Annotated in this window: 24 protein-coding genes and 1 pseudogene; 19 read left to right on the top strand and 6 right to left on the bottom strand. The window is 62.3% G+C overall.

Annotated elements, in window-relative coordinates; genetic code table 11:
- Positions 1–20: 20 nt before the first annotated feature.
- From tauC to HWQ56_RS27775, 4 genes are all read right to left on the bottom strand, one after another.
- Positions 21–854 carry a taurine ABC transporter permease TauC gene (gene tauC, locus HWQ56_RS27790; protein ID WP_176572232.1) on the bottom strand — a complete coding sequence of 278 codons (834 nt, stop codon included), beginning with the start codon at positions 852–854 and terminating at the stop codon, positions 21–23.
- The gene (tauB, locus tag HWQ56_RS27785) at positions 851–1,642 is read right to left on the bottom strand and encodes a taurine ABC transporter ATP-binding subunit (RefSeq protein ID WP_158152839.1); all 792 of its coding nucleotides are present in this window, start codon (positions 1,640–1,642) and stop codon (positions 851–853) included. Before tauB ends, tauC begins: the two co-directional genes overlap by 4 nt.
- A 57-nt stretch (positions 1,643–1,699) precedes the next feature.
- Positions 1,700–2,674 (bottom strand): taurine ABC transporter substrate-binding protein, encoded by a 975-nt coding sequence (tauA, locus tag HWQ56_RS27780; RefSeq protein WP_176572231.1) that lies wholly within the window; start codon positions 2,672–2,674, stop codon positions 1,700–1,702.
- A gap of 560 nt (positions 2,675–3,234) precedes the next feature.
- On the bottom strand, positions 3,235–4,167 hold the full coding sequence (locus HWQ56_RS27775) for an aliphatic sulfonate ABC transporter substrate-binding protein (RefSeq protein WP_233270804.1): 933 nt from the start codon (positions 4,165–4,167) through the stop codon (positions 3,235–3,237).
- 416 nt (positions 4,168–4,583) lie between these two features.
- On the opposite strand from HWQ56_RS27775, the gene HWQ56_RS27770 reads away from it, so the two are divergent.
- From HWQ56_RS27770 to HWQ56_RS27700, 15 genes and pseudogenes are all read left to right on the top strand, one after another.
- Positions 4,584–5,942, top strand: a complete 1,359-nt coding sequence (locus HWQ56_RS27770) for an OprD family porin (protein WP_176572230.1) — start codon at positions 4,584–4,586, stop codon at positions 5,940–5,942.
- A gap of 160 nt (positions 5,943–6,102) precedes the next feature.
- Positions 6,103–6,741, top strand: a complete 639-nt coding sequence (locus tag HWQ56_RS27765) for a peroxiredoxin (protein WP_158154541.1) — start codon at positions 6,103–6,105, stop codon at positions 6,739–6,741.
- Between the two features lie 184 nt (positions 6,742–6,925).
- Positions 6,926–7,519 (top strand): NADPH-dependent FMN reductase, encoded by a 594-nt coding sequence (gene ssuE, locus HWQ56_RS27760; RefSeq protein ID WP_176572229.1) that lies wholly within the window; start codon positions 6,926–6,928, stop codon positions 7,517–7,519.
- A gap of 114 nt (positions 7,520–7,633) precedes the next feature.
- A pseudogene (locus tag HWQ56_RS27755) lies at positions 7,634–8,598 on the top strand (sulfonate ABC transporter substrate-binding protein).
- A 58-nt stretch (positions 8,599–8,656) separates the two neighbouring features.
- Positions 8,657–9,805, top strand: coding sequence for an FMNH2-dependent alkanesulfonate monooxygenase (gene ssuD, locus HWQ56_RS27750; protein WP_158154538.1), 1,149 nt, complete (start codon positions 8,657–8,659; stop codon positions 9,803–9,805).
- A 9-nt stretch (positions 9,806–9,814) separates the two neighbouring features.
- Positions 9,815–10,597, top strand: a complete 783-nt coding sequence (gene ssuC, locus HWQ56_RS27745; RefSeq protein ID WP_158154537.1) for an aliphatic sulfonate ABC transporter permease SsuC — start codon at positions 9,815–9,817, stop codon at positions 10,595–10,597.
- Complete coding sequence (ssuB, locus tag HWQ56_RS27740; RefSeq protein WP_158154536.1) at positions 10,594–11,406, top strand: aliphatic sulfonates ABC transporter ATP-binding protein; 813 nt, start codon at positions 10,594–10,596, stop codon at positions 11,404–11,406. Before ssuC ends, ssuB begins: the two co-directional genes overlap by 4 nt.
- 32 nt (positions 11,407–11,438) lie before the next feature.
- Positions 11,439–11,654 (top strand): TOBE domain-containing protein, encoded by a 216-nt coding sequence (locus HWQ56_RS27735; RefSeq protein ID WP_027980095.1) that lies wholly within the window; start codon positions 11,439–11,441, stop codon positions 11,652–11,654.
- 148 nt (positions 11,655–11,802) lie between these two features.
- Positions 11,803–12,471, top strand: a complete 669-nt coding sequence (locus tag HWQ56_RS27730; RefSeq protein ID WP_176572228.1) for a YjfI family protein — start codon at positions 11,803–11,805, stop codon at positions 12,469–12,471.
- Between the two features lie 4 nt (positions 12,472–12,475).
- Positions 12,476–13,180 carry a PspA/IM30 family protein gene (locus HWQ56_RS27725; protein ID WP_158154534.1) on the top strand — a complete coding sequence of 235 codons (705 nt, stop codon included), beginning with the start codon at positions 12,476–12,478 and terminating at the stop codon, positions 13,178–13,180.
- A 124-nt stretch (positions 13,181–13,304) separates the two neighbouring features.
- Positions 13,305–13,853 carry a rhomboid family intramembrane serine protease gene (locus tag HWQ56_RS27720; protein ID WP_158154533.1) on the top strand — a complete coding sequence of 183 codons (549 nt, stop codon included), beginning with the start codon at positions 13,305–13,307 and terminating at the stop codon, positions 13,851–13,853.
- Between the two features lie 2 nt (positions 13,854–13,855).
- Positions 13,856–14,506, top strand: a complete 651-nt coding sequence (locus tag HWQ56_RS27715; protein WP_158154532.1) for a DUF2491 family protein — start codon at positions 13,856–13,858, stop codon at positions 14,504–14,506.
- A gap of 18 nt (positions 14,507–14,524) precedes the next feature.
- The gene (locus HWQ56_RS27710) at positions 14,525–14,953 is read left to right on the top strand and encodes a DUF350 domain-containing protein (protein ID WP_158154531.1); all 429 of its coding nucleotides are present in this window, start codon (positions 14,525–14,527) and stop codon (positions 14,951–14,953) included.
- A gap of 14 nt (positions 14,954–14,967) precedes the next feature.
- Entirely contained in the window at positions 14,968–15,702 is a 735-nt protein-coding gene (locus HWQ56_RS27705; RefSeq protein ID WP_176572227.1) for a DUF1190 domain-containing protein, read from the top strand.
- A gap of 7 nt (positions 15,703–15,709) precedes the next feature.
- Positions 15,710–16,864, top strand: a complete 1,155-nt coding sequence (locus HWQ56_RS27700) for a glutathionylspermidine synthase family protein (protein ID WP_158154529.1) — start codon at positions 15,710–15,712, stop codon at positions 16,862–16,864.
- Between the two features lie 15 nt (positions 16,865–16,879).
- On the opposite strand, the gene HWQ56_RS27695 is transcribed toward HWQ56_RS27700, so the two are convergent.
- Both HWQ56_RS27695 and HWQ56_RS27690 read right to left on the bottom strand, forming a co-directional pair.
- The gene (locus tag HWQ56_RS27695; RefSeq protein WP_176572226.1) at positions 16,880–17,512 is read right to left on the bottom strand and encodes a TetR/AcrR family transcriptional regulator; all 633 of its coding nucleotides are present in this window, start codon (positions 17,510–17,512) and stop codon (positions 16,880–16,882) included.
- Between the two features lie 160 nt (positions 17,513–17,672).
- Positions 17,673–19,049, bottom strand: a complete 1,377-nt coding sequence (locus HWQ56_RS27690; RefSeq protein ID WP_158154527.1) for a glutamine synthetase family protein — start codon at positions 19,047–19,049, stop codon at positions 17,673–17,675.
- Positions 19,050–19,326: 277 nt separating this feature from the next.
- Between HWQ56_RS27690 and HWQ56_RS27685 the strand changes: the two genes are divergently transcribed.
- The 4 genes from HWQ56_RS27685 to HWQ56_RS27670 all read left to right on the top strand — a co-directional run bounded on the left by HWQ56_RS27685 (position 19,327) and on the right by HWQ56_RS27670 (position 24,120).
- On the top strand, positions 19,327–20,106 hold the full coding sequence (locus tag HWQ56_RS27685; protein WP_176572225.1) for a gamma-glutamyl-gamma-aminobutyrate hydrolase family protein: 780 nt from the start codon (positions 19,327–19,329) through the stop codon (positions 20,104–20,106).
- Positions 20,107–20,120: 14 nt separating this feature from the next.
- Positions 20,121–21,479, top strand: a complete 1,359-nt coding sequence (locus tag HWQ56_RS27680; protein ID WP_158154525.1) for a glutamine synthetase family protein — start codon at positions 20,121–20,123, stop codon at positions 21,477–21,479.
- Positions 21,480–21,513: 34 nt separating this feature from the next.
- Entirely contained in the window at positions 21,514–22,878 is a 1,365-nt protein-coding gene (locus HWQ56_RS27675; protein ID WP_158154524.1) for an aspartate aminotransferase family protein, read from the top strand.
- Positions 22,879–23,022: 144 nt separating this feature from the next.
- Positions 23,023–24,120: a polyamine ABC transporter substrate-binding protein gene (locus tag HWQ56_RS27670; RefSeq protein ID WP_158154523.1), complete on the top strand. Its 1,098-nt coding sequence runs from the start codon at positions 23,023–23,025 to the stop codon at positions 24,118–24,120.
- The last annotated feature ends 74 nt before the right edge of the window (positions 24,121–24,194 follow it).

Raw genomic sequence — 24,194 nt, 5'->3', positions numbered from 1 at the left:
TCAAGGTAAGCGGCGATCGATCAATGACCTTGGCCGTGCCAGGGAACCAGTTTGCGTTGCAGGGCGCGCAGGCCCATTTCCAGGGCGAAGGCGATGACGGCGATCACCAGGATGCCCAGGATCACCACGTCGGTGACCAGGAACTGCGCCGCCGACTGCACCATGAAACCCAGGCCGCTGGTGGCGGCGATCAGTTCGGCGGCGACCAGGGTCGACCAGCCCACGCCCAAGCCGATGCGCACCCCGGTGAGGATGTCGGGCAGGGCGCTGGGCAGGATCACGTGGCGGATCAATTGCGCACGGGTGGCGCCCAGCGATTGCGCGGCACGCAGCTTGGCCGGGTCCACGGTGCGCACGCCGGTGGCGGTGGCGATGGCGATGGGGGCGAAGATGGCCAGGTAGATCAGCAGTACCTTCGACAACTCGCCAATGCCGCACCAGATCACGATCAGCGGTAGGTAGGCCAGTGGCGGAATCGGGCGGTAGAACTCGATCAATGGGTCGAAGATGCCGCGGGCGATGCGGTTGGTGCCGATGGCGATGCCGATGGGAATCGCGGTCAGAATGGCGAAACCCAGGGCCAGGCCGATACGGCTCAAGCTGGCACCCAGGTGCTGCCACAGGGTAGCGTCCATGTAGCCTTCGGTCGCCAGCAGCCAGCCTTTCTGCAGCACGGCGATAGGCGAGGGCAGGAACAGTGGCTCAATCAGGCCGCTGGCCGTGACCGCCCACCACAGGGCCAGCAAGGCCAGCAGGGTCAGGGTGCTGATGGCGCGTGTGCTCAACTGGCGGCGTGGTTTCAACGGCGTGGCCACTGCTGGCTGGGCGCTGGCGGGAATCTCGTAGCTGCTCATGCCGGCTCCTGTTGCAGTGCGGTACGTTGGGAAAACACGCGGGACAACACGTGTTCGCGGGTTTCGATGAAGCGCGGGTCGGACTTGATCGACCGCGCCGATTCACCGGCGCCGTAGCGCTGGCCGAAATCCAGGTGCAGGCGTTCGACCACCTGGCCCGGGTTGGGCGCCAGCAGGATCAGGTCGGTGGCCAGGAACACCGCTTCTTCGATGTCGTGGGTAATCAGGAACACCGGCTTGGCGGTGCGCTTCCATACCTGCAGCAGCAGTTCCTGCATCTGCTCGCGGGTGAAGGCGTCGAGGGCGCCGAAGGGTTCGTCCATCAGTAGCACGCGTGGGTCTGCGGCCAGGGCGCGGGCCAGGCCCACGCGCTGCTTCTGGCCGCCCGAAAGCTGCCAGATACGCCGGCTGCCGAAGTCGGCCAAGTCCACCAGGGCGAGCATTTCCCGTGCCCGCTGTTCACGTTTCTCGCGAGGCACGCCGGCCAGCTCCAGGCCGAAGGCAACGTTGGCGAGGACGTCCTGCCAGGGCAGCAGGGCATCGTCCTGGAACACCACGCCGCGTTCGGCGCTGGGGCCTTTGACCGGTACGCCGTCGAGGGTAATGCGCCCGGCGCTGGGCTCCACGAAACCGGCGATCAGGTTCAACAGCGAGGTCTTGCCGCTGCCTGAAGGACCCAGGGCCACCAGCAGCTGTTGCGGGCCCAGGGACAGGTTGATGTCGGCCAGCACCGGCGTGCTGGCGCCGGGGTACTGTGCGCTGATGCGCTCGAGTTGTAGCAGGGCCATGGGTATGGGCTCCTTTTGGCCAGTGGCATTTGTCCAGGCGTCAGGCAAGCGGCCGGATTATTGAACGAACTGCGCGCTTACGTACGGGGCGTAGTCGGGCAGCACGGCGTCGACCTTGCCTTGTTCCTTGAGAAAGGTGGCGGTGTCGGTGATGGCCTGGGTGGTCGGCGCGCCCAGAGCGGTGACCTGGTCAGCCGCCAGCGGGTAGACGTTGCCCTGCAACAGCAGCGGAATATCAGCGACCTTGGCACCGGACAGCTTCACCAGCTTGTCGACGTTGCTCTGGTTGGCCAGCCAGGCTTTCGGGTCTTTGCGGTAGTCGGCGTAGGCGTCCAGGGTCACCTTGGCGAAGGCCTTGACGATCTCGGGGTGCTTGGCGGCGAAATCCTTGCGCACGATCCAGGCGTCAAAGGTCGGTGCGCCGACCTTGGCCAGCTCACCCGAGGTAATCAGCACCTTGCCGCTCTCCTTGGTCACGCCCAGGGCAGGGTCCCAGACGTAGGTGGCGTCGATGTCGCCACGCTTCCAGGCGGCAATGATGGCCGGTGGGTCAAGGTTAAGAATGGTGACTTTCGACGGGTCGATCTTCCATTGCTTCAGCGCGGCCAGCAGGCTGTAGTGGCCGGTGGACACGAAGGGCACGGCAATCTTCTTGCCGACCAGGTCCTGCGGGCTGTTGATGCCCGCACCGTTACGGGCTACCAGGGCCTCGGCGGCACCGATCTGGGTGGCGATAAGGAAGGTTTCAACCGGCAGTTGGCGGGTGGCGGCGGCCGCCAGCGGGCTGGAGCCGACATAGCCGATCTGCACGTCGCCCGAGGCAACAGCGGTGATGACCTGCGAGCCGCCGTCGAATTTGCGCCAGCTGATCTTCGACTGCGTGGCCCTTTCATAGGCGCCATCGGCCTGGGCCACTTTGGCCGGGTCGACGGTGGTCTGGTAGGCGACGGTGAAGTCCGTTGCCTGAGCCATGAACGCGGCGCCTGCCAGGGAGAGGGCCGCCAACAGGCGAAGGGGGTTGAGCTTAGACATGGTGTAGCTCCTCATCAGGCGGCCAGACGGCTAGGGTGATGATGGAGACTAATTGATCTAAGAATTGCCAAATAAATAACGTTTTAGCATTAGCTTATGTTTGGTTCTTCTTGCGGTACCCCTGAAATTTGGTGGCACCACCACGGATCTGCGGTGAGCAAACAGAGCGGATCAGGTGATGTCCCAGGCAGAACTGGCCCGAAACGGATGTGGGACCAGGCTTGCCTGGGAAGCGCCGCGCGGGCGGCGCTCGGTTTCAAGGGCGCAGGAAAAACCAAGACATGCATCTGGTGGCCTTGATGCGATTGCAAGACGGGCCGATAGGGTTGTTCATCGGAGCTCTCGGCTGGGGATTACGCCAAGGCTTCAAGGCGCCAGGCGATGTTGTAGTGTCGCTGTTGAGATCGAGCGCCGCCCGCGCGGCGCTTCCCAGGCAAGCCTGGTCCCACATTTGTTCCGGACCAGTTATGCCTGTGAGATCACCTGGTCCGCCTTGTTTGTTCACTACAGATCTTTGTAGGCACCATCAGCTTTCCTGGGATTCCGTGAAGGACCCGTTTTCAGGGGTGCCAGATACCTACGCCGCGGGTATCGACTGCTTTGGGCAACAGTCCGGCGGCAAAGAACGCGTCGGCGATTTTCTGTTGCTCGCCCAGTTGGTCGGGTTGCACTGCTTGCACCTGGTAGGTGCGGTGCAGGTTGGCAGCCTCCACCGTGGCGCTGTCAAGGTTGCCCCACAGCGGCCCCAGTATGGCGGCAGCCTGGTCGGGGTGGGCCTTGGTCCATTCGCCAGCCTTCTGCAACTCGGCGAACACGAGTTTGAGCACTTCGGGGTGGGCCTTGGCATAGGCAGTGCCGGTCAGGTAGTAGCGCTTGTATTGGGCCAGGCCGGTGCCATCGGCCAGGGTACGGGTAGGCAGCTGGCGCTGCACGCTGGTCAGGAAGGGCTCCCATGTTACCCAGGCATCGACCTTGCCGTTTTCAAAGGCTGCGCGGCCATCGGCGGGGGTCAGGTACGCCGGCTGGATGTCACTGAACTTCAGGCCCGCCTTGTTCAGGGCGGCGATCAGTAGGTAGTGGGTGCCAGCAGCCTTGGTCACCGCTACTTTCTTGCCCTTCAGGTCGGCCAGCGACTGCACGGGGCTGTCCTGGCGCACCACGATGGCCTGGGCTTGGGGCGACGCCGTCTCCTGGGCGAAGTAGGTAAGGGTGGCACCCGCGGCCTGGGCGAATACCGGCACGGTGTCGGCGACGTCGGCGCTGATGTCGACGTTGCCCACGTTCAGCGACTCCAGCAGTGGCAACCCGCTGGGAAACTCGTGCCAGCTCACCTCGATGCCTTGCCGGGCCAGGTCTTTCTCCAGCGTGCCTTGCTGCTTGAGCAAGGTGATCAGGGTCGAGGACTTCTGGTAGCCGATACGCAGCGTTTCCACCGCCTGCGCCGTAGGCGCCAGGATGAACAGGCTGAGGGCGGCGATTAAAATATTCTTCATGCGTGGACGCTGGCCGGACATGGGCACCTCGAAGCGCACTGGCAGTGCAGGGGGGAAGGGTGACGGAATGTCCGGTGGTCCGGTGTTTTGAAAGCTAAACGATCTAAAAAAAATTTTGCAAAGACTGTTTAGTCATTAGCTTAGAGGTCGATACAGCATAGAGGCCATAGGGGTGGGTAAGTCCGCGCTGTTATTCCAAAATGTTCTGATAAAAGATGAAACAATTCATTTTGGACTTATGAAATATTATTTACCCTTGGTCGTCACAAAATGGACATAGACCATCGTCGTAAAGCGACCTAGAGCGATTGACGCGGTGTTCGCAACTGGCGCTAATCGCCACAACTCCAGCGTGAATGGGCAGCAGACCCGTGACTGGAGCAAGACAAGAATTAGAATCATTACAGGAGCAACACATGTACAAGTCCTCCCTGGCTCTGGCCGTGGCTGTTGGCGTGTTGGCGTCTCAAGCCAGCGCTGAAGGCTTTCTCGAAGACAGCAAAGCCACGCTGAAGCTGCGCAACTACTACATCAACACCGACAACCGCGACTCGGCCGCCGCCAAGAATGCCAACTACACCGCTGAATGGGGCCAGGGCTTCCAGCTCGAATACCAATCGGGTTACACCGCCGGCACCGTCGGCTTCGGCGTGGATGCCATTGGCCTGCTGGGCGTGAAGCTGGACTCCAGCACCGCCAAGCACGGTAACCCTACCGGCACCCTGGACGGTGGTACCGTGTTCCCGAGCGATGGCAACCAGGCTGCCGACGATTTCGCCAGCCTGGGTCTGACCGCCAAGGCCAAGATCTCCAAGACCGAGCTGAAACTGGGCACCCTGATGCCCAAGCTGCCGGTCATCCAGTACAACGATGGTCGTCTGCTGCCGCAAACCTTCCAGGGCGGCCAGATCACCTCGAACGACATCAAGGACCTGACCCTGACCGCCGGCCAGATCAGCCAGGTCAAGGGGCGTAACTCCAGCAACAACGAGAACCTGTCCATCAGCGGCGCCAACGGCAGTGGCAACAGCAACATTGGCGAGCGCAGCAACAAGTTCTACTACGCCGGTGCCGACTACAAGATCACCAAGGACCTGCTGGTCCAGTACTACTACGGTGAGCTGGACCAATTCTACAAGCAGCACTTCCTGGGCCTGGTCCACAACTGGGCCATCGGCCCGGGCGTGCTGAAGTCCGACCTGCGCGTGTTCCACAGCACCGACGACGGCGCCAACGGCAACGATGCGGCCTACTACACCACCGGCAACTACAGCGGCGTGGCCAGCGGCAAGGGCCCGGTGGACAACAACCTGTACAGCGGCCTGTTCCTGTACACCGTGGCCGGCCACACCTTCGGCGGTGGCTACCAGGTCAGCAACGGCAGCTCGGACTTCCCGTGGCTGAACCAGGGCGACGGCTCGTCGAACTACACCATCACCGACATGCAGATCCAGAAGTTCGGCCGTGCCGGCGAGCGCACCTGGCAGGCGCGCTACTCGTATGACTTCTCGGCCATCGGCTTCCCTGGCGCTACCGCCGGCTTGGTGTACCTGCGTGGCGACAACATCGACACCGTGGCCACCAGTGGCGCGGTGGCCGGTTCCGGCCGTTCCGAGTGGGAACGCGACCTGACCCTGGCCTACGTCGTACCGCAAGGCACCTTCAAGGGCCTGGGCCTGATGTGGAAAAACGCCATGTGGCGCAACGACATCCCTGGCCAACGCGACCAGGACGAAAACCGCGTGATCGTGAGCTACTCGATCCCGCTGTTGTAAGCCTGGCTTAAAAGTGAAGCCCGCCCTTTGGCGGGCTTTGTTTTGCCCGAAATAGCTTATTCCTTTCAGTGCTTAATAAATCGATATTTATTCTTTTTATTTGGTCTACGCTGAGTGCACAGTGGAACCCATAAACGCACCCTTGAAGGAGCAAGCACACATGAGCATCCGCCTGGGCGATATCGCCCCCGACTTCGAACAGGATTCCAGCGCCGGCAAGATCCGCTTCCACGAATGGCTGGGCAACAGCTGGGGCGTGCTGTTCTCCCACCCCGCCGACTTCACCCCGGTGTGCACCACCGAACTGGGCTTTACCGCCAAGCTCAAGGACGAATTCGCCAAGCGCAATGTCAAGGCCATCGCCCTGTCGGTAGACCCGGTGGACTCGCACCACAAGTGGATCGAGGACATCAACGAAACCCAGAACACCATCGTCAACTTCCCGATCCTGGCCGATGCCGACCGCAAGGTCGCCGACCTTTACGATCTCATCCACCCCAACGCCAACGACACCCTGACGGTGCGCTCGCTGTTCGTGATCGACCCGAACAAGAAAGTGCGCCTGACCATTACTTACCCGGCCAGCACCGGCCGCAACTTCCACGAAATCCTGCGGGTAATCGATTCGCTGCAACTCACCGACAGCCACAAGGTGGCCACCCCGGCCAACTGGCAGGACGGTGACGAGGTAGTGATCGTGCCCTCGCTCAAGGACGAGGAAGAGATCAAGCAACGCTTTCCCAAGGGTTATCGCGCAGTGAAGCCCTACCTGCGCCTGACCCCGCAGCCCAACCGCTGATTCATCCTCCCACGACAGGGTTTCGAGCCGTTCATGACGGCTCTTTTTTTGTCCAAATAATCATATTCAATTAACGAATAACCAAATGAAAAAATATGATTTATGGATATATAAAAGGCCTGTTATGGTCACTCCCATCTCGCCGACCGCGAGGCCTTTTGGACGGTTAAAGGAAGCGTAACCCATGCTGGTTGTATCTCTCGGTGGCAGTCCCAGTGTGCGCTCGCGTTCCGGTGTATTGCTTGAACGGACCCGTCAGTGGCTGCAACGCCATGGTGTTGAAGTAGTGACCTTCCAGGTGCGCGACTTCGCCGCCGAGGACCTGCTGCACGCTCGCTTCGATAGCCCCAAGGTGCTGGACTTCCTGGAACTGGTGCAGAAAGCCGATGGCCTGATCGTGGCTACGCCGGTGTACAAAGCGTCGTTCTCGGGTGCGCTGAAAACCCTGCTGGACCTGCTGCCCGAGCGGGCCCTGGCCAACAAGGTGGTACTGCCCATCGCCACGGGCGGCAGCATCGCCCACATGCTCGCGGTGGATTACGCGCTCAAGCCGGTACTGGCGGCGCTCAAGGCCCAGGAAATGCTGCAGGGGATCTTTGCTGACGACAGCCAGATCGCCTACGGGGAGGGCACTGCCGCCGCGCAGCTGGCGCCAGCGCTGGAACAACGTTTGGAAAATGCGCTTCAGGAGTTCCACTACGCGCTGAGCCGTCGGCCACAGCCCTTGGACCCGAACCTGCTGAACGAAAGATTGCTGAGCGCGCGCTGGAGCATTTAAGTGCGGGCTGGCTTACCGGCTCCCACAGGTAGCACATTCAATTTCACTGGCCTTACTCGCCCGCCAACGGGCAAGCAGGTGCAGCCATATACCCAATAGCAAAGGAGCGGCGCTATGCGCACAGTCTTTTTGCGTCGCGGGCTGGTCGCTCTGTTTGCTGCGGCTGTGTCGTACGGCGCCATTACCCAGGCCCAGGCTGATACCCTGCGCATCGGCTACCAGAAGTACGGCACCCTGGTGCTGCTCAAGGCCCGCGGTTCGCTGGAGAAGCGCCTGGCCGCCCAGGGCGTGCAGGTGCAATGGACCGAATTTCCCGGTGGGCCGCAGTTGCTGGAAGGCCTCAACGTAGGCTCCATCGATTTCGGCGTGACCGGCGAGACGCCACCGGTATTCGCCCAGGCCGCGGGCGCCGACCTGCTCTACGTGGCCCACGAGCCACCGGCCCCACCAGCGAAGCGATCCTGGTGCCCAAGGATTCGCCGATCAAGTCGGTGGCCGACCTCAAGGGCAAGAAAGTGGTGCTGAACAAGGGCTCCAACGTGCACTACCTGCTGGTGCGTGCCCTGGAAGACGCCGGCCTCAAATACACCGACATCCAGACCGTCTACCTGCCCCCGGCCGACGCCCGTGCTGCGTTCGAGCGTGGCAGCGTCGACGCCTGGGTCATCTGGGACCCCTACCAGGCGGCCGCCGAACAGCAGCTGCAAGCGCGTACCCTGCGTGACGGTAAAGGCCTGGTGGACAACAACCAGTTCTACCTGGCGACCAAACCGTACGCCCAGCAGCACCCGGACGTGATCGCCACCCTGGTGGACGAGGTGCGCTCGGTGGGCGAGTGGTCCAAATCCAACCCCGAACAGGTGACCAAAGAGGTGGCGCCGCTGCTGGGCTTGCCGGCTGACATCACCCTGACCTCGGTCAAGCGCCAAGGCTTCGGCGCCGAGTTCATCACCCCTGACGTGGCCGCTGCCCAGCAGAAGATCGCCGACGCTTTTTACCAACTCAAGCTGATTCCCAAACCGCTGAGCATCAAGGATGTGATCTGGACGCCACCGGCCAAGGTCGCCACCGCCCCGTGATTCGTACCGCGGGCCGGTGCACCGCACCGGCCCTAGCCACCCTTAGGAGACAACTCCAATGAGCCTTAACATTTTCTGGTTTCTTCCCACCCACGGCGACGGTCATTACCTTGGCACCGCCGAAGGCGCCCGCGCCGTGGACCATGGCTACTTGCAACAGATCGCCCAGGCTGCCGACCGCCTGGGGTTCGGTGGCGTGCTGATCCCCACGGGCCGTTCCTGCGAGGATTCCTGGCTGGTGGCAGCGTCGCTGATTCCGGTGACCCAGCGGCTCAAATTCCTGGTGGCCCTGCGCCCAGGCATCATTTCCCCTACCGTGGCGGCCCGCCAGGCCGCGACCCTGGACCGCCTGTCCGGTGGCCGCGCGCTGTTCAACCTGGTAACCGGAGGCGACCCTGAGGAGTTGTCCGGCGACGGCCTGTTCCTCAGCCACGAGGAGCGCTATCAAGCCTCGGTGGAATTCACCCGTATCTGGCGCCGCGTGCTGGAAGGCGAAACCGTCGACTATGACGGCGAACACATCAAAGTCAAAGGCGCCAAGCTGCTCTACCCACCGGTTCAGCAGCCACGGCCACCGTTGTATTTCGGCGGCTCCTCGGAAGCCGCCCAGGACCTGGCTGCCGAGCAGGTGGAGTTGTATTTGACCTGGGGCGAGCCACCTGCGGCCGTGGCCGAGAAAATCGCCGAAGTGCGGGAGAAGGCCGCCAAGCTGGGCCGTACCGTGCGTTTCGGCATCCGTCTGCACGTGATCGTGCGCGAAACCAACGCCGAGGCCTGGGCCGCGGCTGACCGCCTGATCTCGCACCTGGACGATGACACCATCGCCCGCGCCCAGGCGTCGCTGGCACGCTTTGACTCGGTGGGCCAGCAACGCATGGCGGCCCTGCATGGTGGCAACCGCGACAACCTGGAAGTCAGCCCCAACCTGTGGGCAGGCGTGGGCCTGGTGCGCGGCGGTGCCGGCACGGCGCTGGTGGGCGATGGTCCGACCGTGGCCGCGCGGGTCAAGGAGTACGCCGACCTGGGGATCGATACCTTCATCTTCTCGGGCTACCCGCACCTGGAAGAGTCTTACCGCGTTGCCGAGCTGCTGTTCCCACACCTGGACGTGCAACGCCCTGAACAGCCGCAAGGCGCCAACTACGTGAGCCCTTTCGGTGAGATGGTCGCTAACGACATTCTGCCCAAAGCCGCGTCCCAGAGCTGAGGGCTGGTCATGAACAAAATTATTCACAGGCTAGCGCCCTGGGCGTTGCCGGTGTTGTTGCTGGCGGTATGGCAGTTGTCGGTGAGCGCCGGCTGGCTGTCCACGCGCATTCTGCCCGCGCCCAGCGCGGTCGTAGCGGCCGGTGTCGAATTGGTGCGCAGCGGCGAAATCTGGACCCACCTGGCCATCAGTGGCTGGCGTGCAGGCGTGGGCTTCGTCATCGGCGGCTCGCTGGGGCTGGTGCTGGGCTTCGTCGTCGGCCTGTCGACATGGGGCGAGCGCCTGCTCGACAGCTCCATGCAGATGATCCGCAACGTGCCGCACCTGGCGTTGATCCCGTTGGTGATCCTGTGGTTCGGGATCGATGAGTCGGCGAAGATCTTTCTGGTGGCGCTGGGCACGTTGTTCCCGATCTACCTGAATACCTACCATGGCATCCGCAACGTCGACCCGGCTCTGGTGGAAATGGCACGCAGCTATGGCTTGAGCGGCTTCGCGCTGTTCCGCCAGGTGATCCTGCCGGGGGCACTGCCTTCCATTCTGGTAGGTGTGCGCTTTGCCCTGGGTTTCATGTGGCTGACCCTGATCGTCGCCGAAACCATTTCCGCCAGCTCTGGCATCGGCTACCTGGCCATGAACGCCCGTGAGTTCCTGCAAACCGACGTGGTGGTGCTGGCCATCGTTCTCTATGCCGTGCTGGGCAAGCTGGCCGACCTGGCCGCCCGTGGCCTGGAACGTGTGTGGCTGCGCTGGCACCCGGCTTACCAGGTTGCCAAGGGAGGTGCGGCATGAACGCGCTGAAGCAACAACCGCCGCGCCTGCTGCAAGGCATTCCGCTGGCGCTGGACCGTCTGCAGAAGAGCTTTGGCAGCCGCCAGGTGCTCAAGGACATCGACCTGCACATTCCGGCGGGCCAATTCGTGGCCGTGGTCGGCCGCAGTGGTTGCGGCAAGAGCACCTTGCTGCGCTTGCTGGCAGGGCTGGATAAACCCAGCGCCGGCCAACTGCTGGCAGGCTCCGCGCCCTTGAGCGAGGCGCGGGACGACACCCGCCTGATGTTCCAGGAAGCGCGCCTGCTGCCCTGGAAAAAAGTCATCGATAACGTGGGTCTCGGCCTCAAGGGCAACTGGCGGCCCAAGGCCCTGGAGGCGCTGGAAGCCGTGGGCCTGGCCGAGCGCGCCAACGAGTGGCCGGCGGCCCTGTCGGGGGGCCAGAAGCAACGTGTGGCCCTGGCCCGTGCGCTGATCCACAAACCGCGCCTGCTGTTGCTCGATGAGCCATTGGGCGCGCTGGATGCTCTGACCCGTATCGAAATGCAGCAACTGATTGAACGCCTGTGGAAACAGCATGGCTTCACGGTGCTGTTGGTCACCCATGACGTGGCCGAGGCGGTTGCGGTCGCCGACCGGGTCATTCTGATCGAAGACGGCGAGATCGGCCTGGACCTCACTGTCGACCTGCCACGTCCCCGGGCCCGTGGTTCGCACCGCCTGGCGGCGCTGGAAACCGAAGTCCTCAACCGTGTGTTGTCGCTGCCGGGCACACCGCCCGAGCCGGAACCCACGGCCCCGTTGCCCACGCAATTGCGCTGGGCACTCTGAATCACACCCCTCGTTTGAACAGGAAGAACCTCATGACTATCAAAGCGATCAACGTGCGTAACCAGTTCAAGGGCACCGTCAAGGAAATCATCGAAGGCCCGGTGCTGTCGGAAATCGATGTGCAGACAGCTTCCGGCATCGTTACTTCGGTGATCACCACCCGTTCGGTGCGTGAGTTGGAACTGGTGATCGGCAGTGAAGTGATTGCCTTCGTCAAATCCACCGAAGTGTCGATCGCCAAGCTGTAACCACGGCTGCGTCATGTTCAACCCCGCCGGGCTTGCGCCCGGCGGGGTTTTTTCATTTCCGTTTTCCGGAAATATTTTCTCACGCGTGATGTGTTGCAGGTTTCTGCAAAGGGTGTATGTTTATCACATGTGATACGGAATCGACCCGATGGCAAGCAAGGCTGGCAACGACAAGGCAACGGTAAAGAAGGCCCCTGCGGAGAAAAAAACCTCCAGCTTCTACATGAAGAAAATGCGAGCCGGGCTGGCCGATGCCGGGTATGTGAAACACGAGGCGTGGGTGCTCCCGGAGAACCGCGGGTTGCTCAAGCAAGTGGAAAAACAGCTCCGCCAGCCTGTGATGGCTGGCACATTCAAGTTGGAGGAACACATGACCTCAGCGGAGAAATGGACCCTCGACCGCCTTCACCAGGCCTTCCAGGCCCTGGATGAAGTGGCGTCGAAGGAAATCACCCCGACCCTGGTGCAAGGGGCCGAGCAAAGCCTGAAGCTGGAAATGAACGAGTACGGCGGCCTGCCGATTCACATTGCCGTGGTGGGCGAGCAGATCATCGTCGACACCGTGCTGGTGGACGTCGACTCCATAAAGGATGTGGCCCGCTTCAATGACGCCGTGCTGCGCAGCCGCGAGCTGTTCCCGCTGTCGTCCATCGGCCTGGAAGTGATGCCCAACGGGCAGACCGTCTACAACATGTTTGGCGCCCTGAGCGCCAATTCGAGCCTGACCAACGTGGTGACCGAAGTGTTCACCCTGGTCGATAACGTGCAACGCGCCGCCGAAGCCTTCGAAGGCTTCTTCAAGAAAGCCAAGGAGTAACGACATGAGTAATCAATCCATCTGGAGCAAGTTGTTCACGGCGCTGCGCGGTGGTGCCAGCGAGGTGGGCGAGTCCATCGTCGACCAGCAGGCCCTGCGCATCCTGGACCAGGAAATCCGTGACGCCGACACTGCCCTGGCCAACGCCAAGCGCGAACTGGTGACCATCATGGCCAAGCACAAGCTGGCCACCGACCGCGTGGCCCAGTACGACGCCCGCATCGGCGACCTGGAAAGCAAGGCGCTGGCGGCGATGAAAGCCGAGCGCAATGATCTGGCCCACGAAGTGGCCGAGGCCATCGCCGTGCAGGTCAACGAGCGTGAGGCTGAGCACAAGCAGGTCGTGGAGTTCGGCGGTTACGTCGAGAAGATGCGCAAGGACATCACCAAGGCCGAGGCCCGCATCAAGAGCCTGCGCCAGCAGGTAGACGTGGCCAAGGCGCGTGAAAGCGTGCAGAAGGCCCAGGTCAGCGCTTCCATTGCCAGCGGCGGCGCCAACGGCAAGCTGGAAACCGCCGTGGGCACCCTGAACCGCCTGCAGGCCAAGCAGGAGCAGCGCGCTGCCGAACTCGAGGCCCAGGACCAACTGGCCGAGGCCTCAACCGGCAATGACCTGGAGCGCAAGCTCAAGGAAGCCGGCATCGTCCCGGATACCGGCAGCGCCGACGCCATCCTGGAACGCCTGCGCAAGCAGCAAGCCGGCCAGTAACGTCCTTCTGCAGGACCGGACGGACGCCGGGAACAGTGCCCGCATGCATCCCTGATGCAGCGTGGCACCTTCTTCCCGATCGTCGCCCGGCCCTGCGGGGGAATGGCAACACAGGGAGAGCGCAGTGATCGCTGCCAAGGATTTCAAACCCGTACTCTGGCTCGCCGGGGTGATGTGCGTGGTGCAGGCGCTCAACCTGCTCTCCGGTTACAGCCTGAACACCTACGGCCTGCTGCCGCGTTCGGCCCAGGGCCTGCTGGGTATCATCAGCGCACCGTTCCTGCATGGTTCGCTGTGGCACCTGCTGGGCAACCTGGTGCCGTTCATCGTGCTGGGTACGCTGGTGGCCAAGGACGGTGTCGGCCGGTTCCTCGCCGCCAGCGGCCTGATCATCGTGGTCGGTGGCGTGTTGGTATGGCTGTTCGGCCGTGGCTATTACCATGTAGGGGCCAGCGGCTGGGTGTTTGGCCTGTGGGTATACGTAGTGGCCCGTGCCTGGTTCCACCACAGTTGGGCCAATCTCTTGTGTGCCGCGGCCGCGATGCTGCTGTACGGTGGGCTGGTCTACGGTTTTCTGCCACGCTATGGCGTTTCGTTCGAATCCCATATCGCCGGTGCGGTGGCGGGGTTTGTGGCGGCACGGGTGCTTTTGCGCAAAGAAGAAGGAGTCTGAAGATGGGTTGGTTCAAACAGTTCATGGGCCTGGAAGCACCCGCCGGCAAGCCGCAGGCCGCGGTGGAAGGCGCGCTGGGCCTGGCCCAGGGCCGCTCGGTGAGCTTCGACGGCACCCTCAAGCTGCTGCTCGATGGTGCCAGCAAGGTGATCATTCCGCCCACCCAGCAGATCTTCAGCGTGGGCACGGTGGACCTGGGCCAGTCCCAGTGGTTGAACCGCTATTACATGGACGAGGAGGACTACTGGCTGCAGGTGCACACCACGGGTGACCGCGATGGCCAGGTCGAATCGGTGATCCTGTTCAACTACCTGCGCTACGCCACCATCAGCAGCAACAGCGAGCTGCAGCGCCTGGCCGGCCCCAACAGTGACATCGGCCTACCGACCTATGACCTCGACGGCGTGCAATACACCCGCGAGTGGGGCACCGAGGCAGGGCAAACCGAACTGACCGACCTGCGTGAACGGGTCGTCAACCCCAACGAGTCCTACGTGGTCGAGCACCGCGCCATGCTGTACGCCCGTGATACCGGGCTGACCGACCGCCGCGAATTCCTGCTGTTCTCGGTGGAACAGGACGAGGAGGGCACCGTCAGCCTCAGCGCCTCGCTCGGCATTTCGCTGTACCCCACCGACTTGAACATCCTCTGACATCCATAGGGACATGCCATGCTAGAAGCACTTTCGATTTCGCTGAACCCCACCGCCGTGCTGGGGTTTCTGTTGTACGTGGTGGGGGCGGGGGTCTTCCTCGCGCTGTTCCAGTTCATCTACACACGCATGACGCCGCACAAGGAGTTCGAGCTGATTCGCGAGGGCAACGTCGCCGCTGCCATTGCCCTGGGCGGCGCCATCATCGGCTTCGCGATTCCGGCCAGCAACGTCATTGCCTACTCCATCAGCCTGCTGGACTTCGTGGTCTGGGCACTGATCGCCGGTGTGGTGCAGCTGTTGGCATTCTTCGCCGCCAGCCTGGTGCTCAAGGGCGTATCGGCACGCATCCAGCGCGGTGAGGTGGCCACCGGTATCTACGTGGCGGCCGTGGCCATCAGCGTCGGCATGCTCAACGCCGCCTGCATGACGCCCAACACCAACTGATCGCGGAGCCAGGGATGAAACGAAGCAAGTACGTACAACTCTCGCTGGCTGCCTCGGTGGCGCTGGCGGTAGCCGGTTGCGGTGCGCCGGAGAAGACCTACCAGGTGAAGAAAACCTTCGACTTCAAGACGGTGGCCGAATGCACCGCGCAGAAGTTTCCGGTAGACGTGTGTTCCGATGCCTATATCGCCGCGCTCAGCCAGCACCGCAAGATTGCCCCGGTGTACGACAACAAGGCTGACTGCGAAGCCGACTTCGTGCCGGACTACTGCCAGGTCGACTCGGCCGGCAAGTACATGCCCCAGCTGGGCGGTTTCGAGGTGGATGCCGACGGCACCGTTACCCAGTCGCAGCTGGATTCGGCCAAGGCCGAGGTGGCCCGCAGCGGCGGCGACAGCAGCGCAGGCGGCTTCAATGGCAGCGGCCTGCTGACAGGTCTGCTCATCGGCCACATGCTAAGCAGCAGCACCGGCAATTTCAGGTCGGCGCCGGTGTACCAGTACCGTGACGACCGCGGCAATTACGCCAGCTCCACCCTGGGTTCGCGCATCAACAGCGGCGCCACGTTCTCGCGCTCGCGGCAAAGCGAGTCGGGCAACGGCTATAGCAGTAGTGGCAGTAGCTTCGGCCGTATCAACGCCAACCCGGTGTCGGTACGCCAGGCGACCACCCGCGGCGGTTTCGGCAGTTCGGCTACGGCCCGCAGTGGCTGGAGCGGTTCATCGTCGCGCAGCAGTTTCGGCGGTTGAGGGCAGCATGAAGAAAATCGCCATCGCCGAACGCCCCGACTGGAAGCAGACTGCCGAACGCCTGGGCTTCATGTTCCACACCATTGATGGCGAGCCCTATTGGGATGAAAGCGCCTACTACCAGTTCACCCTCAAGCAGATCGAGGACGACCTGGAAGACCCGACCCAGGCCCTTCATGAACTGTGCATGGACCTGGTCAGCGACGTGGTGAACAGTGAGGAAAAACTGGAACGCCTGGCCATCCCGCCGGCGTTTCACGACCTGGTGCGCACCTCCTGGCGCGAAGGCCACCCGCACCTGTACGGGCGTATGGACTTCTCCTACGACGGTACCGGCCCGGCCAAGTTGCTGGAGCTGAACTACGACACCCCCACCAGCCTGTACGAGGCAGCGGCCTTCCAGTGGGGCTGGCTGGAGCAGTGCATCGAGCGCGGCATGCTGCCGGCCTCGGTGGACCAGTTCAACAGCATCGACACGCGCCTGCACGAAGCCTTCGCCGCGCTGAACATCCAGCGGCCGTTCTATTTCGCTTCGATAAAAGGCTCCGTGGAAGACAAGGCGACCACGGACTACCTGCGCTTGGTCGCCGAGAAGGTGGGTATAGAGTCACGGCACATCGACCTGGAAGACATCGGCCTGCTTGATGGCCGCTTCGTCGACCTGCAGGACCGCTGGATCCCCCACCTGTTCAAGCTGCACGCCTGGGAGTTCATCTTCCACGAGCCTTTCGGCGCGGCCATCGCTCAGTGTGACACCCAGTTCATGGAGCCCGCCTGGAAGGCGATTCTCTCCAACAAGGGCATCCTGCCGATGCTGTGGGAGGCTCACAAAGGCCACCCGAACCTGCTGGAAAGCCATCTGGATACCAACCCGCGCTCGCCGGTGCCCAAGGGCTGGGTACGCAAGCCGTACTTCTCCAGGGAAGGCGCAAACATCGAGCTGCGCACGCCTGATGACCAGCTGCACGTGGTGGATGGCCCGTACGACGATGCACCCTATGTCTTGCAGCGATTGGCGCCATTGCCCAAGTTCGGCGACAGCTACACGCTGGTAGGTTCATGGGTGATCGGCGACCGCGCCGCGGGGATAGGTATCCGCGAAGATGACAGCCTGATCACCAAGGATACCAGCCGGTTCCTCCCGCATTTGATCCTGGGCTGAAGCCCGGGAACGGCGCTAGGCCGATCTTTTAGGCAGGAACGGCGGCAGGTACAGCCCCAGGTAAGCATCGAACACCCGCATCCCTTCCTCCGCCATGCGTGGGGTGATCTGCCCATGCAGCTGCACCGACCGCGCGTATACCCGGTCGCCCAGCTCCATGGCCAGGGCAAAAACATCCACGTCTTGCGGCAGGCTCGGCAGCTGGAAATACCGGTCGAATACCTGGTGCATGAGCACCCCCAGCTCCAGGTCATGCTGGCGGTCAGCCTGGGTGACCTCGGCCAGCCCATGCTGGGCCAGAATCAACTGGCGGGCCGCGGCGTCCTGGCTGTAGATGACCAGCATGCGCTCTTCCACCAAGCGCGACAGGTCGCGCCATTCACGCAGTTGCTCATGATCCACGGGCTCCAGCAGGCAGGCGCGGAAAGCGGCATGAACATCTGCCGTCAGCGCTTCCAGCAGCGCCGGGACGCTGGCGAAGAAGTGGTACACCGACGACGGCGGGATCTCCGCGCGCTCGGCAACGCTGTAGATCGACAGGCTGCCCACCCCCTCACTGGCCAGCAGGGCGCGCGCCGCCTCGAGAATCGAGTCGATCCGTGCCTGGCTGCGGGCACGGGGTTTGCGGGGCGTGGCGGTGCGGGTCATGAGGTTCTCCATCTCGGGCCACGCATTGTAGGGTTTTGAATCGGCGTCGTCTGCTTCCCGAGCTTCGCCCGGCGCCACCCGGGCATGTGCTCTGTGGCAACAGCGAATCCCGAGGCAAAAAAAACCGCAGGCCTTGGCCTGCGGCGTTTTTTGCATCGGCTTACACCGTATGCAGATACCAGTTGTACTCAAGGTCGGAGATGGAGTGCTCGAATTCCTCCAGCTCGCTTTCCTTGCACGCCACGAAGATATCGATGTACTTCGGATCGATATACCGTGCCAGGATCTCGCTGTCGTCCAGCTCGCGCAGGGCGTCGCGCAGGTTGTTGGGCAGGCTCTGCTCGTTCTGCTCGTACGAGTTGCCTTCCACCGGCTCGTTGGGCTCGACCTTGTTGGTCAGGCCGTGGTGCACGCCCGCCAGCACGGCGGCCATCAGCAGGTACGGGTTGGCGTCGGCACCGGCCACGCGGTGTTCGATGCGCACGGCGTCCGGGGTGCCGGTAGGCACGCGCAGGGCCACGGTGCGGTTGTCCAGGCCCCAGCAGGGCGAGTTCGGCACGTAGAACTGGGCGCCGAAACGGCGGTACGAGTTGACGTTCGGGCACAGGAACGCCATCGACGCGGGCAGGGTCTCGAGCACACCGCCGATCGCGTGACGCAGCGCGGCGTTCTGCTCGGGATCCTCACTGGTGAAGATATTCTTGCCGTCCTTGTCCAGGATCGAGATATGCACGTGCAGGCCATTGCCCGCCTGGCCCGGGTAGGGCTTGGCCATGAAGGTGGTGTCCATTTCATGGTCGTAGGCGATGTTCTTGATCAGGCGCTTGAGCAGCACGGCGTAGTCGCAGGCCTTCATCGGGTCGGCCACGTGGTGCAGGTTCACTTCGAACTGCGCCGGGGCACTTTCCTTGACGATGGCGTCGGCCGGGATGCCTTGTTCCTTGGCGCCTTCCAGGATGTCCTGCAGGCAGTCCACGTACTCGTCCAGGTCGTCGATCAGGTACACCTGGGTCGAGTGCGGGCGTTTACCGGAAATAGGTGAGCGCGGCGGTTGCGGGCGGCCGTTCACGTTCTCCTGGTCGATCAGGTAGAACTCCAGCTCGAAAGCGGCGCAGATGGTCAGGCCCAGCTCGTCGAACTTCGCGACCACCTGGCGCAGCACTTCGCGCGGGTCGGCAAAGAAGGGTTCGCCTTCCAGTTCGTGCATGGTCATCAGCAGTTGCGCGGTAGGGCGTTTCTGCCAGGGCTCGTTGGAGAGGGTGTCGGGAATCGGAAAGCAGATACGGTCTGCGTCGCCGATGTCCAGGCCCAGCCCGGTGCTTTCCACCGTAGAGCCGTTGATGTCCAGGGCGAAGAGCGAGGCGGGCAGGTTGATGCCCTTCTCGTAAACCTTGTGGAGGCTGGTGCGTTCGATGCGCTTGCCACGCACCACACCATTCATATCTGCAATCAGAAGGTCGACGTACAGAACCTCAGGATGTTCCTTAAGGAATGCGTTCGCTTCGTTGAGCTGAACGGCACGCGGGGGTACCGACATGATGCAACACCTTTGTTGTTAAAAATATCAATCATTGGGCTTTTGCTGTTTCAGTCAATCCGAAAGCCATCATGAAGTCAAGCGAGCCTCGGTTTGCCCTGAAATGGCGCCTGAAAGCCATTTTTGCCGCTTAATGGGGCATTTTTTACGTCCGTGAATGCCCTCAGATGAATTATTCAACAGCCCGTGTTGTATTTTTTACGGGGGTGTTGTGAAAAAAAATGAACAACGCTAAGCTCGTTTGCAACCCATAACGCCAATAATACCGGGGGAGCTCATGGCACGCCTGCCGACAATCGGCGTCACCGCCTGCATAAAGCCAGTCGGCCTGCACGCCAGCCATACCTGTGGTGACAAATATGTCCGCGCGGTCGCCGTGGCCGCCGCAGGCTTGCCGATGATCATCCCGTCGCTCGGCGAACTGTTCAAACCGACCCAAATACTTGACGGGCTGGACGGCATTCTCTTTACCGGTTCACCGTCCAACGTAGAGCCGCGCCATTACGCCGGTGCCGACAGCACGCCTGGCACGCTACACGACCCTGAACGTGATGCTACCACTCTACCGCTGATTCGCGCCGCCGTGGCCGCTGGCGTGCCTGTATTGGGCATTTGCCGCGGTTTTCAGGAGCTGAACGTGGCGCTGGGCGGCTCGCTGCACCAGAAGGTTCACGAAACCGGAACCTTCATGGACCACCGTGAGCCCAAGGACCAACCGGTCGAGGCCCAGTATGCCCTGCGTCATGCGGTGGCTGTCCAGCCCGGCGGTGTTTTACAGGCCATTGGTTTGCCGGCGCAGTTGCAGGTCAACTCCATTCACGCCCAGGGTATCGACCGCGTGGCCCCGGGTTTGCGCATCGAGGCCGTGGCGCCCGATGGCCTGGTAGAAGCCGTGTCGGTCGAGGGGGGCGGAGGTTTTGCACTAGGCTTGCAGTGGCATCCCGAATGGCAAGTGCTGGATAACCCGCACTACCTGGCCATTTTCCAGGCCTTTGGCCAGGCCTGCAGACAGCGTGCGACCCAACGCGACGCAGCCGCGTCCAGGACTGCTATCTAGCCCCTGAGGTATTTATGCGTACCAGCCTCGACCAGCTCACCGATTGGTTGAAAGAGCACAAGATCACTGAAGTCGAATGCCTGATCGCCGACCTGACCGGCATCACGCGGGGCAAGATCTCGCCGACCAACAAGTTCATCGCCGAGAAAGGCATGCGTCTGCCGGAAAGTGTTCTGCTGCAGACGGTCACCGGCGACTACGTGGAAGACGACATTTACTACGACCTGCTGGACCCGGCCGACATTGACATGATCTGCCGGCCAGACGAGAACGCAGTGTTTCTGGTGCCCTGGGCCATCGAGCCCACGGCACAGGTGATCCACGACACCTATGACAAGCAGGGCAACCCCATCGAGCTGTCGCCGCGCAACGTGCTCAAGAAGGTCCTGAAGCTTTATAGCGACAAGGGCTGGCTACCCATCGTGGCGCCAGAGATGGAGTTTTACCTGACGCGCCGCTGCGAAGACCCGGACTTCCCGCTGCAGCCTCCGGTGGGCCGCTCCGGGCGCCCGGAAACCGGCCGGCAATCGTTCTCCATCGAAGCGGCGAACGAGTTCGACCCGCTGTTCGAGGACGTCTACGACTGGTGCGAATTGCAGCATCTGGACCTGGACACCCTGATCCATGAAGACGGCACGGCGCAGATGGAGATCAATTTCCGCCACGGCAACGCCTTGCACCTGGCCGACCAGATCCTGGTGTTCAAGCGCACCATGCGCGAGGCCGCGCTCAAGCACAACGTGGCCGCCACGTTCATGGCCAAGCCCATGACCGGCGAACCCGGCAGTGCCATGCACCTGCACCAGAGCATCGTCGACATCGAGACCGGCAAGAACATCTTTTCCAACGATGACGGCAGCATGAGCGAGCTGTTCCTGCACCACGTGGGCGGCTTGCAGAAATTCATTCCCGAGCTGCTGCCATTGTTCGCCCCCAACGTGAACTCGTTTCGTCGTTTCCTGCCCGACACCTCGGCGCCAGTGAACGTGGAATGGGGTGAAGAGAACCGTACCGTAGGCCTGCGGGTGCCCGATGCCACGCCGCAGAACCGCCGTGTGGAGAACCGCCTGCCGGGCGCCGACGCCAACCCGTACCTGGCCATCGCGGCCAGCCTGTTGTGCGGCTACATCGGCATGGTCGAGGGCATCGAGCCCAGCGCCCCGGTGCAGGGCCGCGGTTACGAAAGGCGCAACCTGCGCCTGCCGTTGACCATCGAGGACGCCCTGGAGCGCATGGAAAACTGCAAGACGGTCGAGAAGTACCTGGGCAACAAATTCATCATCGGTTACGTCGCGGTCAAGCGCGCCGAACACGAGAACTTCAAGCGCGTCATCAGCTCATGGGAACGTGAATTCCTGCTGTTCGCGGTGTGATCAACGCGGGGCTCGCCCCGATGAGGAGAAGGCAATGAGCAACAAGAATTCGCAAACCCAAGCGTGGCAGGCCCTGAGCGGTGAGCACCACCTGGCGCCGTTCAGCGACTACAAGCAGCTCAAGGAAAAAGGCCCGCGCATCATCACCAAGGCCAAGGGCGTGCACCTGTGGGACAGCGAAGGCAACAAGATCCTCGACGGCATGGCCGGGCTCTGGTGCGTGGCCGTGGGCTATGGCCGCGATGAGCTGGCCGACGTGGCGGCGAAACAGATGCGCGAGCTCCCGTATTACAACTTGTTTTTCCAGACCGCCCACCCGCCGGCGCTGGAACTGGCCAAGGCCGTTTCCGAAGTCGCGCCAGCCGGCATGAGCCATGTGTTCTTCACCGGCTCCGGCTCCGAAGGCAACGACACCGTGCTGCGCATGGTCCGCCACTACTGGGCGCTGAAGGGCAAGCCAGAGAAGAAGGTCATCATCAGCCGCATCAACGGCTACCACGGCTCCACCGTGGCCGGCGCCAGCCTGGGCGGCATGGTAGGCATGCACGAGCAGGGCGACCTGCCGATCCCCGGCATTGTCCACATCGCCCAGCCGTACTGGTTCGGCGAAGGCGGCGACCTGTCCGAGGCAGAGTTCGGCACCTGGGCCGCCGAACAGTTGGAGAAGAAGATTCTGGAACTGGGCGTGGACACCGTCGCGGCCTTCATCGCCGAGCCTATCCAGGGCGCCGGCGGCGTGATCATTCCGCCTGAAACCTACTGGCCGAAGATCAAGGAGATTCTGGCCAAATACGACATCCTGTTCGTCGCCGACGAGGTGATCTGCGGTTTCGGCCGTACCGGGGAGTGGTTCGGCAGTGATTACTACGGCCTCGAACCCGACCTGATGACCATCGCCAAGGGCCTGACCTCAGGCTATATCCCCATGGGTGGGGTAATCGTGCGGGACGAAGTGGCCAAGACCCTCTCCGAAGGTGGCGATTTCAACCACGGCTTTACCTATTCGGGGCACCCGGTGGCAGCTGCCGTGGGCCTGGAAAACATCCGCATCCTGCGCGACGAGAAAATTATCGAGCGGGTGCGCGAAGAAACGGCACCGTATTTGCAGAAACGTCTGCGTGAGCTGAACGACCACCCGTTGGTGGGCGAGGTTCGCGGGCTGGGGCTGCTGGGCGCCATCGAGCTGGTCAAGGACAAAGCCACGCGCCAACGGTACGAGGGGATGGGTGTGGGCATGATCTGCCGCAACTTCTGCTTCGACAATGGCCTGATCATGCGCGCCGTGGGCGACACCATGATCATTGCGCCATCGCTGGTGATCACTCGTGAGGAAATCGACGAGCTGGTGACCAAGGCGCGCAAGTGCCTGGATCTGACCTTGCAGGCTTTGAATGGCTGAGTGCTAGTCTTGGCTTGGTTCGGGGGGCTACAGAAGGTTGCTCTTTTAATTGAAAGGGCGCCTTGGACCTTGCCAGACTAGCAGCTGTTGCAGTTGCCCCGGCTACTGGACAGACGGAATTAAAAAAATATTGGAGCCTTACGCATGAAGATATTTGGCAAGACCCTCCTCGCCATGTCCCTTATGGGTGTGATGGCCGGTGCGGCACACGCGGACGACAAGGTCCTGCACGTGTACAACTGGTCCGACTACATTGCGCCGAACACCATCGCGGATTTCGAGAAGGAGTCGGGGATCAAGGTCGTCTACGACGTATTCGACAGCAACGAAACCCTGGAAGCCAAGCTGCTGGCTGGCAAGTCGGGGTATGACATCGTCGTGCCTTCGAACAACTTCCTGGCCAAGCAGATCAAGGCGGGCGTCTACCAGGAGCTGGACAAATCCAAGCTGAGCAATTACGGCAACCTGAACAAGGACCTGCTCAAGGCAGTGTCCGTCAGCGACCCGAACAACGCCCACGCCTTCCCGTACATGTGGGGCACCATCGGTATCGGCTACAACCCCGAGAAGGTCAAGGCGGCGCTGGGCGCCGACGCCCCGGTCAACTCCTGGGACCTGGTGTTCAAGCCCGAGAACGCTGCCAAGCTCAAGGGTTGTGGCATCAGCTTCCTCGACTCGCCGACCGAAATGATCCCGGCCGCGCTGCACTACCTGGGCTTCAAGACCGACACCCAGAACAAGGACGAGATCAAGAAGGCCGAGGACCTGTTCCTCAAGATCCGCCCATCGATCGCCTACTTCCACTCGTCCAAGTACATCTCGGACCTGGCCAACGGCAACATTTGCGTGGCCATCGGCTACTCCGGTGACATCAAGCAGGCTGCTTCCCGTGCCAAGGAAGCCGGTGACAAGGTGCACGTGAACTACAGCATTCCGAAGGAAGGCGCCGGCAGCTTCTACGACATGGTCGCCATCCCTAAAGATGCCGAAAACGTCGAAGGCGCCTACAAGTTCATGAACTTCATCTTGCAGCCAAAGGTAATGGCTGAAATCAGCGATGCCGTGGGCTACCCGAACGGCAACGCCGCGGCGACGCCACTGGTGGCGAAGGAAATTTCCAGCGACCCGGGCATTTACCCGCCGGCTGACGTGCAGGCCAAGCTGTACGCCATCGCCGACCTGCCGGCCGCGACCCAGCGCATCCTGACGCGCACCTGGACCACCATCAAGTCGGGCAAGTAAGCCGGCTGTGATGCCCTGGGTACTGTGCCGGTGGTCTCGGCACAGTACCGCAGGCTTCTGAATTTGAAATAGTT

The sequence above is a fragment of the Pseudomonas eucalypticola genome (assembly GCF_013374995.1).
GTDB lineage: Bacteria > Pseudomonadota > Gammaproteobacteria > Pseudomonadales > Pseudomonadaceae > Aquipseudomonas > Aquipseudomonas eucalypticola.
This window is presented reverse-complemented; position numbering and strand designations above follow the sequence as displayed.

What these genes read in the sequence shown, in the direction of transcription:
- tauC (WP_176572232.1), bottom strand. Translation starts at nt 854, where the DNA reads ATGAGCAGCTACGAGATTCCCGCCAGCGCCCAGCCAGCAGTGGCCACG.
- tauB (WP_158152839.1), bottom strand. Translation starts at nt 1,642, where the DNA reads ATGGCCCTGCTACAACTCGAGCGCATCAGCGCACAGTACCCCGGCGCC.
- tauA (WP_176572231.1), bottom strand. Translation starts at nt 2,674, where the DNA reads ATGTCTAAGCTCAACCCCCTTCGCCTGTTGGCGGCCCTCTCCCTGGCA.
- HWQ56_RS27775 (WP_233270804.1), bottom strand. Translation starts at nt 4,167, where the DNA reads ATGAAGAATATTTTAATCGCCGCCCTCAGCCTGTTCATCCTGGCGCCT.
- HWQ56_RS27770 (WP_176572230.1), top strand. Translation starts at nt 4,584, where the DNA reads ATGTACAAGTCCTCCCTGGCTCTGGCCGTGGCTGTTGGCGTGTTGGCG.
- HWQ56_RS27765 (WP_158154541.1), top strand. Translation starts at nt 6,103, where the DNA reads ATGAGCATCCGCCTGGGCGATATCGCCCCCGACTTCGAACAGGATTCC.
- ssuE (WP_176572229.1), top strand. Translation starts at nt 6,926, where the DNA reads ATGCTGGTTGTATCTCTCGGTGGCAGTCCCAGTGTGCGCTCGCGTTCC.
- ssuD (WP_158154538.1), top strand. Translation starts at nt 8,657, where the DNA reads ATGAGCCTTAACATTTTCTGGTTTCTTCCCACCCACGGCGACGGTCAT.
- ssuC (WP_158154537.1), top strand. Translation starts at nt 9,815, where the DNA reads ATGAACAAAATTATTCACAGGCTAGCGCCCTGGGCGTTGCCGGTGTTG.
- ssuB (WP_158154536.1), top strand. Translation starts at nt 10,594, where the DNA reads ATGAACGCGCTGAAGCAACAACCGCCGCGCCTGCTGCAAGGCATTCCG.
- HWQ56_RS27735 (WP_027980095.1), top strand. Translation starts at nt 11,439, where the DNA reads ATGACTATCAAAGCGATCAACGTGCGTAACCAGTTCAAGGGCACCGTC.
- HWQ56_RS27730 (WP_176572228.1), top strand. Translation starts at nt 11,803, where the DNA reads ATGGCAAGCAAGGCTGGCAACGACAAGGCAACGGTAAAGAAGGCCCCT.
- HWQ56_RS27725 (WP_158154534.1), top strand. Translation starts at nt 12,476, where the DNA reads ATGAGTAATCAATCCATCTGGAGCAAGTTGTTCACGGCGCTGCGCGGT.
- HWQ56_RS27715 (WP_158154532.1), top strand. Translation starts at nt 13,856, where the DNA reads ATGGGTTGGTTCAAACAGTTCATGGGCCTGGAAGCACCCGCCGGCAAG.
- HWQ56_RS27710 (WP_158154531.1), top strand. Translation starts at nt 14,525, where the DNA reads ATGCTAGAAGCACTTTCGATTTCGCTGAACCCCACCGCCGTGCTGGGG.
- HWQ56_RS27705 (WP_176572227.1), top strand. Translation starts at nt 14,968, where the DNA reads ATGAAACGAAGCAAGTACGTACAACTCTCGCTGGCTGCCTCGGTGGCG.
- HWQ56_RS27700 (WP_158154529.1), top strand. Translation starts at nt 15,710, where the DNA reads ATGAAGAAAATCGCCATCGCCGAACGCCCCGACTGGAAGCAGACTGCC.
- HWQ56_RS27695 (WP_176572226.1), bottom strand. Translation starts at nt 17,512, where the DNA reads ATGACCCGCACCGCCACGCCCCGCAAACCCCGTGCCCGCAGCCAGGCA.
- HWQ56_RS27690 (WP_158154527.1), bottom strand. Translation starts at nt 19,049, where the DNA reads ATGTCGGTACCCCCGCGTGCCGTTCAGCTCAACGAAGCGAACGCATTC.
- HWQ56_RS27685 (WP_176572225.1), top strand. Translation starts at nt 19,327, where the DNA reads ATGGCACGCCTGCCGACAATCGGCGTCACCGCCTGCATAAAGCCAGTC.
- HWQ56_RS27680 (WP_158154525.1), top strand. Translation starts at nt 20,121, where the DNA reads ATGCGTACCAGCCTCGACCAGCTCACCGATTGGTTGAAAGAGCACAAG.
- HWQ56_RS27675 (WP_158154524.1), top strand. Translation starts at nt 21,514, where the DNA reads ATGAGCAACAAGAATTCGCAAACCCAAGCGTGGCAGGCCCTGAGCGGT.
- HWQ56_RS27670 (WP_158154523.1), top strand. Translation starts at nt 23,023, where the DNA reads ATGAAGATATTTGGCAAGACCCTCCTCGCCATGTCCCTTATGGGTGTG.